General features: G+C 73.3%; 15 protein-coding genes. 7 read left to right on the top strand and 8 right to left on the bottom strand.

Annotated elements, in window-relative coordinates:
- Positions 1 to 67: 67 nt before the first annotated feature.
- Positions 68 to 898 (top strand): polysaccharide deacetylase family protein, encoded by an 831-nt coding sequence (locus tag P3T35_RS11380; protein WP_101384591.1) that lies wholly within the window; start codon positions 68 to 70, stop codon positions 896 to 898.
- Between the two features lie 140 nt (positions 899 to 1,038).
- On the opposite strand, the gene P3T35_RS11375 is transcribed toward P3T35_RS11380, so the two are convergent.
- The 3 genes from P3T35_RS11375 to P3T35_RS11365 form a co-directional block, all read right to left on the bottom strand.
- Complete coding sequence (locus P3T35_RS11375; protein ID WP_101384590.1) at positions 1,039 to 1,533, bottom strand: DUF5709 domain-containing protein; 495 nt, start codon at positions 1,531 to 1,533, stop codon at positions 1,039 to 1,041.
- 160 nt (positions 1,534 to 1,693) lie between these two features.
- Entirely contained in the window at positions 1,694 to 3,853 is a 2,160-nt protein-coding gene (locus P3T35_RS11370) for a serine/threonine-protein kinase (protein WP_101384589.1), read from the bottom strand.
- 183 nt (positions 3,854 to 4,036) lie between these two features.
- Positions 4,037 to 4,780: a hypothetical protein gene (locus P3T35_RS11365; RefSeq protein ID WP_101384588.1), complete on the bottom strand. Its 744-nt coding sequence runs from the start codon at positions 4,778 to 4,780 to the stop codon at positions 4,037 to 4,039.
- Between the two features lie 95 nt (positions 4,781 to 4,875).
- Here P3T35_RS11365 and P3T35_RS11360 point away from each other — a divergent pair, with 95 nt between their 5' ends.
- Positions 4,876 to 5,301 carry a hypothetical protein gene (locus tag P3T35_RS11360; protein ID WP_101384587.1) on the top strand — a complete coding sequence of 142 codons (426 nt, stop codon included), beginning with the start codon at positions 4,876 to 4,878 and terminating at the stop codon, positions 5,299 to 5,301.
- 45 nt (positions 5,302 to 5,346) lie between these two features.
- Positions 5,347 to 6,795, top strand: a complete 1,449-nt coding sequence (locus tag P3T35_RS11355; RefSeq protein WP_101384586.1) for a GH1 family beta-glucosidase — start codon at positions 5,347 to 5,349, stop codon at positions 6,793 to 6,795.
- Between the two features lie 6 nt (positions 6,796 to 6,801).
- Here the strand turns inward: P3T35_RS11355 and P3T35_RS11350 are convergent, their stop codons facing one another.
- Positions 6,802 to 7,386, bottom strand: a complete 585-nt coding sequence (locus tag P3T35_RS11350; RefSeq protein ID WP_101384585.1) for a dihydrofolate reductase family protein — start codon at positions 7,384 to 7,386, stop codon at positions 6,802 to 6,804.
- Between the two features lie 170 nt (positions 7,387 to 7,556).
- Here P3T35_RS11350 and P3T35_RS11345 point away from each other — a divergent pair, with 170 nt between their 5' ends.
- From P3T35_RS11345 to P3T35_RS11335, 3 genes are all read left to right on the top strand, one after another.
- A complete protein-coding gene (locus P3T35_RS11345) occupies positions 7,557 to 8,132 on the top strand; it encodes a TetR family transcriptional regulator (protein ID WP_101384584.1) in 576 nt (191 codons plus the stop codon).
- Positions 8,133 to 8,230: 98 nt separating this feature from the next.
- The gene (locus P3T35_RS11340) at positions 8,231 to 8,944 is read left to right on the top strand and encodes a helix-turn-helix transcriptional regulator (RefSeq protein ID WP_280705657.1); all 714 of its coding nucleotides are present in this window, start codon (positions 8,231 to 8,233) and stop codon (positions 8,942 to 8,944) included.
- Positions 8,945 to 8,975: 31 nt separating this feature from the next.
- Positions 8,976 to 11,198 carry a hypothetical protein gene (locus P3T35_RS11335; RefSeq protein ID WP_101384583.1) on the top strand — a complete coding sequence of 741 codons (2,223 nt, stop codon included), beginning with the start codon at positions 8,976 to 8,978 and terminating at the stop codon, positions 11,196 to 11,198.
- Positions 11,199 to 11,527: 329 nt separating this feature from the next.
- On the opposite strand, the gene P3T35_RS11330 is transcribed toward P3T35_RS11335, so the two are convergent.
- Positions 11,528 to 11,929, bottom strand: a complete 402-nt coding sequence (locus tag P3T35_RS11330) for a VOC family protein (RefSeq protein WP_280705656.1) — start codon at positions 11,927 to 11,929, stop codon at positions 11,528 to 11,530.
- Positions 11,930 to 12,496: 567 nt separating this feature from the next.
- Complete coding sequence (locus P3T35_RS11325; protein WP_101384581.1) at positions 12,497 to 13,048, bottom strand: hypothetical protein; 552 nt, start codon at positions 13,046 to 13,048, stop codon at positions 12,497 to 12,499.
- 145 nt (positions 13,049 to 13,193) lie between these two features.
- Between P3T35_RS11325 and P3T35_RS11320 the strand changes: the two genes are divergently transcribed.
- Positions 13,194 to 14,189, top strand: coding sequence for a winged helix-turn-helix domain-containing protein (locus P3T35_RS11320; RefSeq protein ID WP_101384580.1), 996 nt, complete (start codon positions 13,194 to 13,196; stop codon positions 14,187 to 14,189).
- Positions 14,190 to 14,201: 12 nt separating this feature from the next.
- Here the strand turns inward: P3T35_RS11320 and P3T35_RS11315 are convergent, their stop codons facing one another.
- Both P3T35_RS11315 and P3T35_RS11310 read right to left on the bottom strand, forming a co-directional pair.
- Positions 14,202 to 15,119: a class I SAM-dependent methyltransferase gene (locus tag P3T35_RS11315; RefSeq protein WP_280705655.1), complete on the bottom strand. Its 918-nt coding sequence runs from the start codon at positions 15,117 to 15,119 to the stop codon at positions 14,202 to 14,204.
- A 213-nt stretch (positions 15,120 to 15,332) separates the two neighbouring features.
- Positions 15,333 to 15,941, bottom strand: a complete 609-nt coding sequence (locus P3T35_RS11310) for a TetR/AcrR family transcriptional regulator (protein WP_101385585.1) — start codon at positions 15,939 to 15,941, stop codon at positions 15,333 to 15,335.
- Between the last annotated feature and the right edge of the window lie 25 nt (positions 15,942 to 15,966).

Genomic DNA, 15,966 nt, shown 5'->3' with positions numbered 1-15,966 from the left:
GGGGGAACCGCTGCCGCGATGCGTGGTGTCTTCCGTCGGGGGAGGGATTGCCATCAAGGAGGGCCCCGTGTCGATATCGCCCAAGATTCCGCAGCCGCGCCGCCGACTGCTCGCCTGGACCGCGGCCGGCGCCGCGAGCCTCGCGGTCGGCACACTGGCGGGTTGCTCGGACAGCTCCCATACGTCCAACGGGGCGGCGCCCGAGCCCTCGGACTCCTTCTCCCCCGACGCCCCGATCAACCCGTCGGCGGCCGCCGGGCTGCCCAGCCCGACGGCCACCAGCACGGTCGCCGCCCGGACCAAGCCGGTCTTCAAGGTCCACGACATCCTGCCCGACGCCCCGTCCGACGCGATCGCGCTGACCATCGACGACGGCCCCAGCCCGGTCTACACCCCGCAGCTGCTGGCCCTGCTGCGCAAGTACGACATCCAGGCCACCTTCAACGTGATCGGCAGCCAGGCCCACTCCTACAAGGACGTGATCCGGCAGATCGCCGCCGACGGGCACATGGTGGCCAACCACACCATGACCCACCCGCAGCCACTCTCCAAGCGGACCAAGGCGCAGATCGAGGCGGAGATCGCCAACGCCCAGTCGGTGATCGTGGACGCCGGGGCGCCCACGCCGACGCTGTTCCGCTCGCCGGGCGGCGACTGGTCCACCGAGATCTTCGCGGCCACGGCCAAGTACGGCATGATCCCGATCGACTGGGACGTCGACCCGCGCGACTGGTCCCGCCCCGGCGTCGCCCACATCACCCAGAAGCTGATGGCCGCCCGACCGGGTGACATCCTGCTCTGCCACGACGGCGGTGGCGACCGCACGCAGACCCTGGAGTCGCTGAAGAGCGTGCTGCCCGCACTGAAGGCCAAGGGCTTCACGTTCGTGCGGCTGTGACGTGCTCCCGGCCCGCTCAGCGGTAGCGGTAGCCGAGGACCCGCCAGGCCCGACCGCAGGTGGCCAGGCGTCCAGCCCCGATCGGACGTGGCCAGGCGTCCAGGCTCCACCGGACGTGGCCGCGCGTCCGGCGGGCCCGCTCAGCGGTACTCGTCGGACTGGGTGGCGCCTTCCAGGTCGTCCAGGATGGCGTAGCGGATCGCCTCGCTGAGGCTCTCCGGTTCGGTGGCGTCACCCAGCTGGGCGTCCGCGTCCTCGTCGGCGTCGGTCACATGGACGGCCGCCTCCTCGGCGCTGGCCGCCCCGCAGTCCCGGCCGACGTCCGAGGCCAGCGTGTCGTCCGGGCCGGGCACCAGCCGCCCGGCCCGGGGGCGCGGCCCGTCGCTCCAGCGGTCGTCGACCGCGTCCGGCGGCTCGTCCGGCTCCTCGGCGGCCAGCAGCTGGTCGAGTGACTCCCCCTGGTTGCCCTCGGCCGGGGTGGTGCCGTAGGCGGTGGCGCCCCGGTAGCCGCCGCTGGTGGTCAGGCCGGTGTCCAGCGGGTCGTCGCCCAGCCGGTCGCTCTCCAGCGAATCCGCAGGCTGCAGCACACCGTCGTCCTCCACCGGGCTGAAGTCCCGGTCGTCCCAGTCGGTCATGGCACACCTTCCGTCCGTTCGGGGCGGCGTCCGGTTCGCCGTGGCTGCTCCGGTCAGCGGTGCGAAGCATGAGGCGTGCGACTTTTCGCCCACACGCTCATGCTTCGCAACCGGTGATCGCTCTGCAACTTCTCGGCGAAACCTCTCGCGACCGGCACGCTCAGGGGATGTACCACTCCTGGACCTTGTCGCCGGGCACGCAGGCGTCCATGGTCACTCGCTGGCCCGAGCCGTGATCGGTCATGCAGCGCCCCCGGCCGCCCTGCGAGTCCTCGATCAGGTGGGCACCCTGGGAGCTTCCGGCGGCCACCATGAAGTACGGGCTGAAGTCCTGCATCCCGCGCAGGTCGAGGGAGTTGGAGGTTCCACTGAAGTTGGGCACGTCGTTCAGGGCCGGGCTGCTGGTGTTGCACGGGTAGAAGGCGTCGAAGCTGCCGGGCACGTAGACCCAGCCGTACTGGGTGTTCTCGTTCATCACCACCGGTGCGCCGCCGGTCATGCTGCCGGAGAAGCCCAGCTTGAGACCGTCGGCGACGTTGATGATGTAGCCCCAGGTGCCGCCGCCGCAGCCGGACGGGGGCGTGTTGCCACCACCGCTGCCCGGGTTGCTGCCCCCACCCGGGCTGCTGCCCCCACCGGGGTTGCTGCCGCCGCCCGGGTTGCTGCCGCCGCCGGGGGTGCTCCCGCTGCCCGCTGAGCCGCCCGAGCCACCCGCGCCGCCGCCGGGCCCGCTGCCCGAGCCGGCCGACGCGCCGCCCTTGCCGGCGCCCGAGGAGCCGCCGCCCGCCGGGGCACCGCCAGCGTTGCCACTGCCGGAGTTGCCACTGCCGGAGTTGCCGCCGCCCCCGGCCGGGGCACCGCCGTTCGGGGCCGGGTTCGGCTGCGGTCCGCCGCCGTTCTGCCCCGGACTGGCGGGGGCGCCGCCGGAGGCCGCCGCGGACGGTGAGCCGGCGGAGGTTCCGGAGGCGCTCGCAGCGGCGCTCGCCGAGTTACTCGCCGAGTTGCTCGCCGATGCCGAGGATGAGCCGCTGCCGCCGGCTCCGCCGGACCGAGAGGCCGAGGCCACCGGCTGGGCGCCGGGCAGCAGGGCGGTGGTGTGCGGCGACTCGTCCAGGTTGAGCACCACGCCGATGCCCGCCGAGGCGACGATCACGCAGGGCACCAGGATCAGCGTGGTCCGGCGGCGCCGCTTCCACCAGACGGGTTGGGGCGCGCCGAGCACGGTCGGCTGGTTGGAGATCTCCGTGCTGCCGGTGTCGCCGCCGACCGGGGTGGGGCCGTCCGCCACCGGGGTGGCGGGCTCGGTGGGGGTGCGCGCGGCGGCGGGCGCCTCTGCACCGCCGGCGAGGGCCTTGGCCGGCTCGGTGGGCGCCAACTGCCCGTCCTCGGAAACCTCGTCAGCGGCCTCGTCAGCGGAGTCGCCCGCCGCGCCGGCGACCGGCGGGACGGCGACCGGCGCGGCGGCGACCGGCGGGGGCGTCAGGTCGGGCAGGCCCTCGGCCGCCCGCCGGGCCGCCACCGCCATCGCGGCCGCCGTCGGATGGCGGTCGCCGGGCGACTTGGCCAGCGCCCGGGCCACGAACGCCCGCACCGGCTCGGGGAACTCCTCGGGCAGGGCGGGGGCCGGCTCGCGGACGTGTTTGAGCACGATCTCCAGCACCGTCTCACCGGTGAACGGGAGCTCACCGGTGAGCAGTTCGTAGGCCACCACACCGATCGAGTAGAGGTCGGAGGCCGCGACAGTGCCCTGGCCTTCGGCCTGCTCGGGGGCCATGTAGAGGGCGGTGCCGAAGACCGAGTGCGAAGTGGTGATCTTGGTGCCGGCCAGGGCCCGGGCGATGCCGAAGTCGGTGACCTTGACCAGCCCGCCCGTGGTCACCATGAGGTTGGACGGCTTGATGTCGCGGTGCACGATCTCCCGCTCGTGCGCGACCTGCAGGGCCTCCAGCGCCTGCGCGACGAGGTCGAGCGCCTCCTCGGCCGGCAGCCGGCCGCGCTCGGCGCGGATCGCGTCCAACGGCCGGCCGTCGACCAGCTCCATGACGATGTAGGCCAGACGGTCATCCGGCTGGTCGTCGTCCTCGCCGTAGTCGTGGATGTCGACGATGCTCGGGTGGCTGAGCGAGGCGAGGATCCTGGCCTCGCGCCGGAACCGCAGCGCGAAGTCGGCGTCGTCCAGCAGCGCGGGCAGCACGATCTTGACCGCGACCCGGCGTTCGAGTACTTGGTCCTCCGCCCGCCAGACCTCGCCCATCGCGCCGCCGCCGATGCGCTCGACCAGTGTGTAGCGGCCCCCGAGAACCGTCCCTCGGCTCCACATTCCCCGTTCCCCCTGATGGTGAGCATTGGCTGCTGGCCAATGGAAAAGCGTATGGCCCCTCCCACTCCATGACCAGCGCCGTGGAGTGGCGGCACGGTGGCGGGTGCGCGGCCCGATCGCCCTGTCGATCGGCCGCACGCGTTCGAACCCTACTGCACTGGCACTTGGCCCCCTGACTGAGTGTCAGCTGGGCGACCGGCCGGTGAGGTTCTGCCAGCGCGCCCGGGCATCGTCGAGGGCCTTGGCCGCCGCGGCCGGGCGCTGGTCCACCCCCTGGCGCTCGGTCAGCTCGGCGAGCCGGTCGCATGCGGACCGCTGCGCCGCGGAGCGCTGTTCGACCCGTTTCAGCTCAGCCTCCGCCGCGGCCACCAGCTGGTGGCGGCGCTTCAACAGGGCGTTCTCCTCGGCCACGGCATTCACCACTCGGTTGCCGAACCGGCGCACCTCCTCCTCGCTGTGCAAGCCCTGTTCGAACGTCTGGCGATGCACTCGGCCGCCCGGCAGTGCGAAGTGGAGGTAGTGGCGCCGGTCGACCCGCTCGACACGGACGGTCATTCCGGCCAGTGGCAGTTCCTCGGCGCCGACCACCACCGCATGCTGGTGCAGGGCGAGCACCCCGAGCCGCACCAGCAGCGGGCCCCGGCCGGGACTGCGCAGTTGCTCGACCCGCCGGGCCGCCAGCTCCACCTCGTACCGGTACCGCGCCTCGGCGCCCCGCACCTCGGCCTGCGCGCCCGTCAACTCCCGCTTCGCCCCGCGGCGCAGGTGCCCCGCCGTGCGGCGGGCGGCGGCCAGTCGCCGGCGGTCCGGCGCGAAGGCGGCCCCGAACGCGTAGGCCCAGCCGCCCGGATAGCGCGACAGCTGCCAGGCGACCGCCGCCCCGACGCCGACCAGGACCGCCAGCAGTACCCCGATCACGATCCCCATGCCCGGCCCTCTCTCACCGTGTTCTGCATCGCTACGAAGCATCCCAGAGCGGCCGGGGGTGGTCACCAGGATCGCCCGCCCCTACGCTGCCCGCCATGGGTACCGACATCTACGGCGCGATCGAGGTGCGCCACCCCCACGCCGACCAGGACTGGTGGGAATGGCCGGCCTGGCAGCGCCTGATGGACCTCTCACCGCTCTACGACGGCCGGGACTACTCGGCGTTCGCCGTGCTGTTCGGCGTGCGCAACAGCGCCGGGCACTCCCCCGTCGCCGCCGGTCGGGGGCTGCCGGCGGATGTCTCGGCCGAGCTGCGGGAGGAGTTCGAGCGCGTCCAGGGCATCGACTCGGCGGTGCACGGCGCCACCTGGGTGAGCTGCGCCGAGCTCGACCGGGCCGACCTGACCGGCATCGACGCTCTGGGCCCGGGCAGCGAGTGGGAGCACGTCTTCGCCGTCCTGCGCGCCCTGGCCGGCCGGTTCGGCGGTGACGGGGTGCGCCTGGTGGTGTACTTCGACTGACTCCGAGGGGATCACATGATGCCGCAACTCCCCTATCCTCGGCCTATGGGAGCGCTTCCACACATCACCCCGGTCGACCGCACCGACCTGCCGCCGGCCTTTCCGCCCGGCTTCCGCTGGGGTGCGGCCACCGCCGCCTACCAGGTGGAGGGTGCGGTGCGCGAGGGCGGCCGGGGGCCGTCCATCTGGGACACGTTCAGTCGCACCCCCGGCAAGGTGACGGGCGGCGACACCGGCGACGTGGCCACCGACCACTACCACCGGTTCCGCGAAGACGTGGCGCTGATGCGCGAGTTGGGCCTGACCTCGTACCGCTTCTCGATCTCCTGGCCGCGCGTCCAGCCGACCGGCCGAGGCCCGGCGCTGGAGCAGGGCCTGGACTTCTACCGGCGGTTGACCGACGAGCTGCTGGCGGCCGGGATCGAACCCGTGGCCACGCTCTACCACTGGGACCTGCCACAGGAGTTGGAGGACCTGGGCGGTTGGCCCGCCCGCTCCACAGCCGAACGGTTCGGCGAGTACGCGCAGTTGGTCGCCCAGGCGCTGGGCGACCGGGTGGCGCTCTGGGGCACCCTCAACGAACCCTGGTGCTCGGCCTTCCTCGGCTACGGCTCGGGGGTGCACGCGCCCGGCCGCACCGATCCGGCCGCCGCGCTGCGGGCCGCGCACCACCTCAACCTGGCCCATGGCCGCGGCGTGGCCGCCCTCCGAGCGTCCCTGCCGAGCACCGCCCTGGTGACGATCAGCCTGAACCTCCATCAGATCAGGCCACTGACAGACAGCGAGGCGGACCGGGAGGCGGCACGGCGGATCGACGCGGTCGGCAACCGGATCTTCACCGGCCCACTGCTGCACGGTGGTTACCCGGACGACCTGCGAGCGGACACCGCCCACCTGGTGGACTGGGAGCGGCTGGTCCGCCCGGGCGATGCGGCGGCCATCGGTGCCCCGATCGACCTGCTGGGCCTCAACTACTACACGCCCGCGCTGGTTTCGGCATCCGCGCCCGCCGCCGCACGCCCCGCGCACGGGCTCGGCGACCACTCGCCCTGGCCGGGCGCCGAGCGGGTGTTCTTCCACCAGCCGCCCGGCCGGGCTACCGCGATGGGTTGGGCGATCGACCCGAGCGGCCTGTACGACCTCCTCACCGAGACCGCCCGGGCCAATCCCGGCCTGCCGCTGCTGATCACCGAGAACGGCGCGGCGTTCGAGGACGTGCCGACGCCCTCGGGCGAGGTGCACGATCCCGAGCGGATCGCCTACCTGCACGGCCATCTGGCGGCGGTCCACCGGGCGATGGCGGACGGCGCGGACGTCCGGGGCTACTTCCTCTGGTCGCTGCTGGACAACTTCGAATGGTCGTACGGCTACGGCAAGCGGTTCGGCGCTGTCTACGTCGACTACGCCACTCAGTGCCGGATCCCGAAGGCCAGTGCCGCCTGGTACGCCGGCACCGCCCGCAGCAACGCGCTGCAGCCGCCCGTCTCGAACTAAGCGCCCTCAGGCGCCCGTTCGGACGTAACGCAGGATCTGCTGGCCCTCGTCGAACAGCCGGACTTCGGCCAGGGTGAAGGCGCGCGGGCCGAACTCGGCGCGAAACAGCGGGATTCCGGCGCCGACCACCACCGGGGACTGCTTGATGATCAGTTCGTCGATCTCGGGGAGCAGCTGACCGGCCAGGTCGGCGCCGCCGCAGAGCCAGATCCCCAGCCCGTCCTGCTTCTTGAGCCGGCGCACCAGGGCCACCGGGTCCTCGGCGGTCACCTCGACGGCCGGGTCGGGGCTCTCGGTGAGCGAGCGGGACAGCACGATCTGCCGCAGGTGGGCGTACGGGCTGGTGAGGCCGATGTCCAGCCCGGGCTGGTAAGCACCGCGCCCCATCAGCACGGTGTCGAAGCGGCGATTGGGCGCGTCCGCGATGCCGAGCCCAGCCCGCCCCGGCGTGGACATGGCCTCGGGGTACTCCGCCATGTAGTGGGGAAGGAAGTCCGGCGTCAGGTAGGGCGCGAAGAAGTCGAATTCACCGTCGGGACCGGCGATGTAGCCGTCGATGGTGACGGCGACGAGGTAGCTGAGCGTTCGCATACATGTCCCCCATGCTGTCGGTGGGCGAATTCCGCCCGCCAGCGTTAACCACTCCATTTATAGTACTCTGCCTGTAGTGGTTGCAAGCGCCTGTTGGCGCGCCCGTTGACGTTGACGCGCCTGGTGACGTTGAGACGTTGCGGCGCCTGCTGAAAGAGAGGACCGGACGCATGGCCCAGAACCCCGCACGCCGCGCCGCGCTCACCGACGCCGCCATCGATGTGCTGGCCGCCGAGGGCGCGCGCGGCCTCACCTTCCGCGCGGTCGACCAGCGGGCCGGCGTGCCGGCCGGCACCTCGTCCAACTACTTCGCCAACCGGGACGAGTTGCTCCACCAGGCCGCCCGCCGGATCCACCACCGCTTGACGCCCGACCCCGTCGTGCTGGCCGAGCTGCTGCGGGCCCCGCGTGACCGCGTCCTGGTGGCTGCCCTGATGCGCGATCTGCTGCGCCGGGTCTGCGCGGACCGGGACGGCTACCTGGCGATGCTCGAACTGCGCCTGGAGGCCACCCGCCGCCCCGAGGTGCGGGCCGAACTCTCCGGCACCATGCGGGCCGAGCTGGAGAGCAACATCGCCTACCACCTGGACGAGGGCTTCCCCGGTGACCGCGAGACGGTGGTGCTGCTCTATCTGGCGATGACCGGCCTGATCGTGGAACACCTCACACTGCCGGACGTGTTGGGCGGCACCGAGCCGGCTGAGCTGGTCGAGCAACTGGTGGCCCGACTCGTCCCGGCCGGCTGACGGTCGCCCGGCGCCTGGGGGCGCTGTTGAAGGCCGCCCGGCGCCTCGGACCGCTTCAGCATGTCGACCGGTGCCTCCGGCCGCTGTTGAATAGGGGTGTGTACAGCGAGCGGAGATCCGAGGCGGTTCCGGGCGCGGTGGTGTGGTCCAAGCGCCTGGAGCACGACACCGCGGCACCGGCGCGGATCCTGCCGGACGGCTGCATGGATCTGATCTGGACCGGCGGCGGCCTGCTGGTCGCCGGCCCCGACTCCGCCGCCCACCTGGTTCCGGGGCGGGCCGGGGACGGCTATGTCGGCCTGCGGTTCGCGCCGGGCACCGGGCCGCTGGTGCTGGGGGTGCCCGCCAGCGAACTGACCGACCAGCGCGTGCCGTTGGACCAGCTCTGGCCGCAGCGCCAGGTGCGCGAATCGGCCGAGCGGATCTGGGACGCCGCCGACCGCGCCGCCGCGTTGCAGGCCGTGGCGGTCACGCTGGGCCGGGCGCCGGCCCGCCCCGCCCGGGTGCCGGAGGCGGTGCTGCGCGGGGTGCGGCAGCGACTGACCGTCACCGAGATCGCGCGCGGGCTGGCGCTGAGCGAGCGCCAGCTGAGACGGCTCTGCCTGGACGCGTTCGGTTACGGGCCGAAGACGCTGGAGCGGGTGCTGCGGCTCGGCCGGGCCCTCGACCAGGCGCGGACCGGCCTGCCCTTCGCTCAGGTCGCCGCGGTGGCGGGGTACGCCGACCAGGCGCACCTGACCCGTGAGGTGCGCGCCCTGGCCGGCCTGCCGCTCGGGCGGCTGCTCGCCGAGGAGGGCGGGCTGCAGGAGTGACCTGTCAGAGAGGTGTGACAGGATCCGCCGCATGGATCTTGCCGCCGTCCTCGCCGATCTCGACCAGGTCGCCTGGCACGAGCTGGAACATGCCTACGGCTCCGCCGAGGATGTCCCCGCTCTGCTGCGCGCGTTGACGGGCGCGGACCAGGAGGCCGTGGCGGAGGCCGACGAGGAGCTGTGGAGCAGCCTCGTGCACCAGGGCACGGTGTACCAGGCCACGGTGGTCGCCGTCCCCTTCCTGGCCCGCCTCCTGGCAGCGGGTGTGCACCGAGCGAAGCTGCTGGACATCGTGGGGGCCGTCGCCGAGAGCACGGACGAGCACGACCTGGCGCGGCCGGGCGCGGCACGTGCGGCCGTCGTCGCACAACTTCCGCTGCTGCTGCCCTTGCTGTCGGATGCTGACGCCGAGGTGCGGCAGGGCGCGGCCTGGGCGGTGGCCCAGTGCGGGCAGGCCGCGGGCCCCGGCGCCCGGGCGGCGCTGCGGCGGCGCTGGGAGGCGGAGGGCGATCCGGTGCTGCGGGCGGACCTGCTGACCGCGTGCGTGCGGGTCGACCCGGCCGCGGCCGAGGAGCTGTGCGCGGCCGCCCTGCGAGCGGTGGAGCCCCCGCCGGTGCGGGTGGCGGCGCTGCTGGCCTGGGTGGACACCGGTCGTCCGTGGGCCCCGGAGCTGGCAGCCGTCGTGACGGAGCTGGCGCCGCTGAAGCAGCACGTGCAGAGCAGCTCTTGGGAGCGGGGGCCGCTGAAGGCCATCGCCGCTGCTCTGTGTGAGCGTGGCAATGTCGATGCGGCGATCGAGGTCGTCGTCGCCGCGCTGGACCGCGCGGTGGCGGGCAGCGGCACCGGTGGGGACGCCAAGTCGGCGGCGACGGAGGCGACTTGGGCGGCGGAGTCGCTCGCCTGGCGATTCCGGAGCGCGCCGGCTCGGTTGCTGCCCGCGATGCTGCCGCTGCTGGACGATCCGGCCACCGCCGACTCGGTCATCTTCGCGGTGCGTTACTGGGCCGAGCCCGCCCCGCAGGCGGTGCCGGCCCTGGTCCGCCTCGCCGAGGGGACCAGCGAGGTGGCCGACCGAGCGCTGGCTGCCCTGGTGTCGCTGGGCGAGGCAGGGGCGGCGGATCTCCTGGCGCGGCAACTGACGGAGCGGCCGCAGGCGCTGGCGGCCGCCTTCGAGCGCACCACGCGGCGGCCCCCGGCTCCGCTGCCGTGCACTCCGGCGCTGCTGGACGCGGTCCGGGTGCGGCTGGCGGCCTGGGCGTCCGAGGCCGCGACGCCGCGCGAGCGCCGGTCGGTGTTCGACGGTGGGCTCGCGGCCGTCAATGAGCCGATCCACCTCGCCGGTCTGCTGGCCGGGTGGGGGCGTGCTGCCCGGGTGGCGATACCCGAGCTGCTGGACGCGATGCCGCATCACCCCGGCGCGGTCAGGGCCCTCGGCGCCGTCGCCGACGCGGAGCTCGATCGCGAGGCGGTCAACGCCCTGCGGTCCGCTGCCGAGGCCGGCAGCCTGGCGAACCGTCAGGCGTCCGCGACTGCGCTGCGCGCACTGACGGGCGAGGTCGGTCCGCTGCTCGCCGGCTTGGAGTCGGCGTTCGCCGAGCATGGCCGGTCGCGCGAGCATGCTGTCGAGGCGGCCGCCGCGCTCGGTGAGCAGGCACGCCCGCTACTGCCCCAGTTGCTGGCGCTGCTGGCCGAACCAGCTGAGGGCCGGACCACCACCCCCGTGGTCTCGGCGGGGTTGGTGGCGGCCGCCGCGGTCTGGCAGCTGACTGGCGATCAGGAGCCGGTGCTTCCCATGGTTCTGGAGGGCCTGGGCTGGGCCACGCAGCCGTGGGGCGGGCAGGTCGCGAACCGCGCTGCCGAGCTCGCTGCCCGGCTCGGCCCGGCCGCGCTGCCGGCCGTCCCGCAGCTGCTCTCGATGCTCGAAGAGCGGGACACGGCGGCGGCCGCCACGCGGGCGCTGGTGGCCGTGCACCCGGGAAGCGACCGCCCCGGCGGTGTCACGCTCGGCGAGCTGGTCGACCGGGTTCTCCCGGCGGCCGAGCCGAGCGCGTATCTGAGCCCCGCGCTGGCCGCGCTGGAGGCCCTCGCCGTGCTCGGCCCCGCCGCGTTCGCCGCTGCCCAGGTCGAGCGGCTTCGGCTGCTCGCCGAGGGAGAACGCCGCGTAGTGGGCGCGGGTGGCCACACCGAGATCATCGGGGGCGACGTGCGGTTCCGCGCCGCCGCCCGACGCCTGGTGGCGGACCTGACGAGTTGAACGGCACTCAGCCCGCCCGAACCACGAACAGGCCCACCGCGTGGCACCCAACCGGGCTCCTCGGCGGCGGTGTGGAGCTCCACACCCACCGCCCAACACCCGGTGACGGACTGGCGAGTTGAACCGCGAGCAGGTCTACCCCGCAATGGCCCCACCGAGACCATCGGCGGCGACGTGGAGCTCCACACCGCCGCCCGACGCCCACTCGCGGCCCAGACGCGCTGACCAGCACCCGCCAAGCCAGGCCGCCAAGTCGGTCAGCCACGCCGAAACCGTCGGCACCGCCACCCACTCCCTACCTACCGGCGGACTGGCGAGCCGACCGCCGCTCAGCTCGGCCGGACCGCGAACAGGTCCACCGCGTTGCCGTCCGGGTCGAGCACCGTGGCGTAGCGCTGGCCCCAGAACGCGTCCCAGGGCTCGTTGTGGCCGCGGTAGCCGGCGGCCAGCAGCTCCTGGTACAGCTTGTCCACGTCCGCCGGCCGCTCGCAGTCGAAGGCGATCGCGATCCGGTGGTCGCCGACCGGCGGGGTCCAGTCGGGGTCGAAGCTGCGGACGGTCGCCACGGTGTCCCAGACCAGTTTGAGGCCGCCGGGCAGGTCGTACTCGACGTGGGGTTCGGCGTCCGCCTCGGGCGGGATGGCCAGGCCCAGCCGGCGGTAGAACGCGAGCGTTGCCGCCATGTCGGAGGCGACCAGGCCGATGAAGCTGATGCGTGGTTGTGCAGTCATGATCGTCACGCTAGTGGGGCCGGGCCCGGGGGTCTTGAACGAAACGGACATCGCCGCCCACCGCACCCGTGAGCAGCCCGTGCCCGCTCGGCCAGTCGGTGATCAGGGCAACCAGCTCGGCGGAGTTGTGGCGCGATCCGGAACAGCTCCCTGAGCGTCGCCGCGTCCCGCAGCACGGGTGGCTCGGGGCGCGGCCGCCATGACGCCCGGCCCGCCCCCACGCCGTCGCACACGTAGACGTCCAACCCGGCGGCGAGGAACAGCCATTGCCAGCCGGGGCGGCCGTCGGGCGTGCCCTCGAAGCTGCGCCGGTCAGGCCGCCGCCCGGCCAGAGCACCAGCGGATGGCGGCCGGCCGGCTCGGCCGGCCGCAGGTACTGCACATAGACCTGCCCCTCGACGCCGCCATCCGCCGTCGGCTGCCCGCCGAGGTGGACCCGCCCACCCCGCGCGACCGCACCTCGACCGCCATAAACAGTCCTCCCCGCTCGGCAGTTGATCATCCTAGGGGAGGTCGCTTTGCCACCGGTTCCGCCCGCACCCCCGTGTCGGGCGGAACCGGTGAGTCTCAGGCCAGCGTGTCGCAGAGGTTCTCCACCTGGTGCTGCTCCAGCACCTGGGTCTGGTGGCCCGGGTGGATCAGGAGCCGCGCACCGCCGCTGAACAGGTAGTCCCCGGTCGCGTGGTACGGGTCGCCCGGGTGGACCACCGCGCTGATGTGCGAGGTCTTCGGGATCACCCACTCCCGGTAGCCGCCGGGGAGGTAGTTGAGGATGCCGAAGCCGCTCTGGTCCCGGTCGACGCTGCGACCGCTGTCCGCGTTGGCGTAGCGCAGCACCAGCGGGCCGCGGAACAGCTCCTTCTTCGGTGAGCCGTCCGGGTAGCCGGCGGCGGTCTTGCTCTCCTCCTGGTCCACCAGCACGCTGACGTACAGGTGGAACGGGCAGACCGTACCTGCCGGGTAGTCGAACGGGCCGCCGGTGCGGTACGGATGCCAGCCCCCGCCACCGTCGCCGTGCGCCGGCGTGGCCGCGGTCGCCGCCGGGGCGGCCAGTGCCAGAGCGGCGACGGCAACGGCCGCGCCCAGTAGGCGAGTGAACGGATGCGAGCGTACCGACATATCGACCTCCGGTGAGCCGCCTCGTCCCGACCCTGCGCCGGGCGAGTGCGTCTTGCTATCGTCAGGTCACGGACCGTCCCGACGCGATGCTTTCGGTGTCCGCCGAAAGGTTGTCTTCTCGGCGGCTTCTGGAGGTCGGACCACCGTGCTACGCATCCACTTCACGGCAGCGGACCTACTGGACGTGCGGTTCGCCGACGGTCCGGCTCCGCTGATCGAGCTGGAGCTGGCCGTCGCGATGCTGCAACGCCGGGACCCCGACCCGGGGTTCGTCCGCTGGCGGCACGGCTTGGCGGCGAGTGGGGCGCTGGCCGCGACGGCTGCGCTGCGCGAACTGGTGCCGCCGACCGGCGCCGGACCGTTCTTCCTCGATCCGATCGCCCCGGACCTCGACCAGGGCTTGGAACTGGTCCGCCGTTCCACCAACACCCTGGTGTGCAGCGAGTTGGAGCGGATCTGCGGCGCCGGCCTGGCCGTCACGCCGCTGCTGAAGCACCTCGCCGACCAGGACCAGCAGGCCTGGCGGTATCTGGCGGACACGCTGCGGTCGGCGTACGGAGCGGTGATCGGCACGGCCTGGCCGCGGCTGCGGGCCGGCTTCGACGCGGACCTGCGCTGGCGCGGCCAGGTGCAACGCCAGGAGGGTCTGCGCGGCATGCTGGCCGGCCTGCACCCGGGCAGCCGGTGGCATGGGTGCACCCTGGAGATCCCGGTGGCCAAGGAGCTGGACTTCCAACTGCACGGCGAGGGGCTGCTGTTGCTCCCGTCCGCGAGCTGGACCGGGCGGCCGCTGGTGGGCAGCTATCCGGACGGGCCGGCGGTGCTGGTCTATGCCGCGCTCACCCCGCTGCCCTATCTGGCGGAAACCGATCCGGCGCCCGGCGCCGATCCGGACGATCCGGTGGCCGTGCTGCTCGGCCGCACGCGGGCCGCTGTGCTGCGGCTGACGCTGCGTGAGCCGACGACCAGTCAGCTGGCCACCACGCTGGGCGTCGGCCTGGCCTCCGCATCGGAGCACGCCCGCGCCCTGCGCCGGGCGGGCCTGGTCAGCACCGCCCGCACCGGCCGCTCGGTCCGCCACAGCTGCACCCAGCTTGGCCACCGCCTGCTGGCCGCCCCGACCGCGGTCGCCCAGCCCTGACGGTCCGTCACGTCAGGCTGCGGCCTTGGCCCGCAGCTTGCGCGCCGCTCGCACCGCCAGGGGCGGCAGCAGGTCGTGCGCCAACCGCCGTGCCGGGGAGGGGCGTTGGGCCCGAGAGTGGCTCGAGGCAGCAGGGGTCGGCCCCGGGGGCGCGGACTTCTGCTGCTCGGCGGGCAGCAACTTGGCCACACCGCGGCCGGAGAGGCGGATCAGCCGGCGGCCGGCGACCATGTCGATGTCCAGGTGGCAGTCCTCGGCGTCGCCGTCCAGCTCCACCAGCGCCTGCTGAGTCGGCTCGGGGTCGCCCCAAGTGCCGTACAGCTTCTCGGGGGTGACGCAGATCGGGCGCAAGTCCTGCTGGAAGACGGCCTCCCAGGTGGCGGCGGCCACCCCGGGCGTGTGCGGGGAGCGGAAGTCGTCCAGCACCACGATGCCGTCCGGGCCGAGTGCCGCCTTCGCGGTGCGGATGTCGACCGCGACATGCTCGTAGAGGTGGGAGGCGTCGATGTGGACGAAGCGGCAGCTGCCGGTGGCTATTCGACCGTCCCCGAGGACCGAGGTCGGGGCCTGCACGATCACCGGCAGCTCGGAGTGGAACGCCAGGTAGTTGCGCTCGAAGGCGGTCCGGGTGAGCGTCCGGCGGTAGGACATGGTCATCTCGGCCGCGTTCTCGCCGTCCGGTGCCTCCGAGTCGAACAGGTCGCAGACCGTGAAGGTCTCCCCCGCCCGCAGGTGGCGGCCGATCAGGATGGCGCTGCGACCCAGGTAACTGCCCAGTTCAAGCAGGTCACCACGGGTCTCGGCGGCGCTCTGGCGATCCAGCAGCCAGGCGAACAGCTGCTGGTCGATGGGCCAGAACCACCCGGGGACGTCGTCCAGGGTGCGTGGCAGCGGTGCCTCGTCCAGTGGGCGGGTGTCGGTGGTGACCAAAGGTGCCTCCTAGGGAACGGGGGCGGCGCCACCGGCGGATACCACCGGTCGGGGGACGGCGCCGGCCCCGGAGTGCACGTGAGCCTAGGGCCAGTACTGCCCCGGCGAAAGGGCCTGAGCTGTGGAAATTCGGTCGGCGGGTGGTTCGTTCCCGCGCGAAGACGTTACATCCGGGTGGCGTCGACCGCATGCCGCCGGAGCTGCGGAGAACCGTCAGCCCGTCGCCAGCAGCCGGGCCACCGCGCGCCGGGTGCGGTCGGGGGCGGCGGAGTCGCGCTCCAGCTGGATCGCCTGGTTGAGGGCCAGGTAGGCACCGATCAGTTCATAGGCGAGTTGCTCGGGATCGGCCGTGACGGGCAGCTCACCCCTGGCGACGGCAATGCGGAGATCGGCCACCAGCCTGCGGCGCCAGAACCGGTAGAGCCGGGCCACCGCGTCCCGGACCGCGCCGGTGCGGGCGTCGAACTCGATTGCTGCCGTGGTGAACAGGCAGCCGCCGGGAAAGGCACCGCGCTCGGTCTCCAGGTAGCGGTTCCAGGCCTCCAGGACGGCGGTCAGCCGGGTGAGCCCCGGTGCGGCGTCGGCGGCCGGCTCCCAGACCAGGCGCATGAAGATCGCCGAGGCGCCGTCGAGGGCGGCCAGCTGGAGCGCCTCCTTGGTGCCGAAGTGCCCGAGCACTCCCGCCTTGCTCATGCCCAGGTCGGTGGCCAGCCGCCCGATGGTCAGCCCCTCCAGCCCGTCCACCGAGGCGATCGCGACGCTGCGGTCGATGATCCGCTCCCGGGTTCTGCGGGTGTCGGCGACGGACTTGCGTGGGCTCATGGCGACATCGTAGCCGGGCCGCACT

Origin of the sequence: Kitasatospora sp. GP30, assembly GCF_029892145.1 — a bacterium.
GTDB lineage: Bacteria > Actinomycetota > Actinomycetes > Streptomycetales > Streptomycetaceae > Kitasatospora > Kitasatospora acidiphila.
This window is presented reverse-complemented; position numbering and strand designations above follow the sequence as displayed.

Excerpts from the sequence above, each read along its gene's own strand:
- P3T35_RS11360 (WP_101384587.1), top strand. The coding sequence starts at position 4,876 with ATGGGTACCGACATCTACGGCGCGATCGAGGTGCGCCACCCCCACGCC.
- P3T35_RS11310 (WP_101385585.1), bottom strand. The coding sequence starts at position 15,941 with ATGAGCCCACGCAAGTCCGTCGCCGACACCCGCAGAACCCGGGAGCGG.
- P3T35_RS11370 (WP_101384589.1), bottom strand. The coding sequence starts at position 3,853 with ATGTGGAGCCGAGGGACGGTTCTCGGGGGCCGCTACACACTGGTCGAG.
- P3T35_RS11325 (WP_101384581.1), bottom strand. The coding sequence starts at position 13,048 with ATGTCGGTACGCTCGCATCCGTTCACTCGCCTACTGGGCGCGGCCGTT.
- P3T35_RS11335 (WP_101384583.1), top strand. The coding sequence starts at position 8,976 with ATGGATCTTGCCGCCGTCCTCGCCGATCTCGACCAGGTCGCCTGGCAC.
- P3T35_RS11350 (WP_101384585.1), bottom strand. The coding sequence starts at position 7,386 with ATGCGAACGCTCAGCTACCTCGTCGCCGTCACCATCGACGGCTACATC.
- P3T35_RS11365 (WP_101384588.1), bottom strand. The coding sequence starts at position 4,780 with ATGGGGATCGTGATCGGGGTACTGCTGGCGGTCCTGGTCGGCGTCGGG.
- P3T35_RS11375 (WP_101384590.1), bottom strand. The coding sequence starts at position 1,533 with ATGACCGACTGGGACGACCGGGACTTCAGCCCGGTGGAGGACGACGGT.
- P3T35_RS11330 (WP_280705656.1), bottom strand. The coding sequence starts at position 11,929 with ATGACTGCACAACCACGCATCAGCTTCATCGGCCTGGTCGCCTCCGAC.
- P3T35_RS11355 (WP_101384586.1), top strand. The coding sequence starts at position 5,347 with ATGGGAGCGCTTCCACACATCACCCCGGTCGACCGCACCGACCTGCCG.
- P3T35_RS11345 (WP_101384584.1), top strand. The coding sequence starts at position 7,557 with ATGGCCCAGAACCCCGCACGCCGCGCCGCGCTCACCGACGCCGCCATC.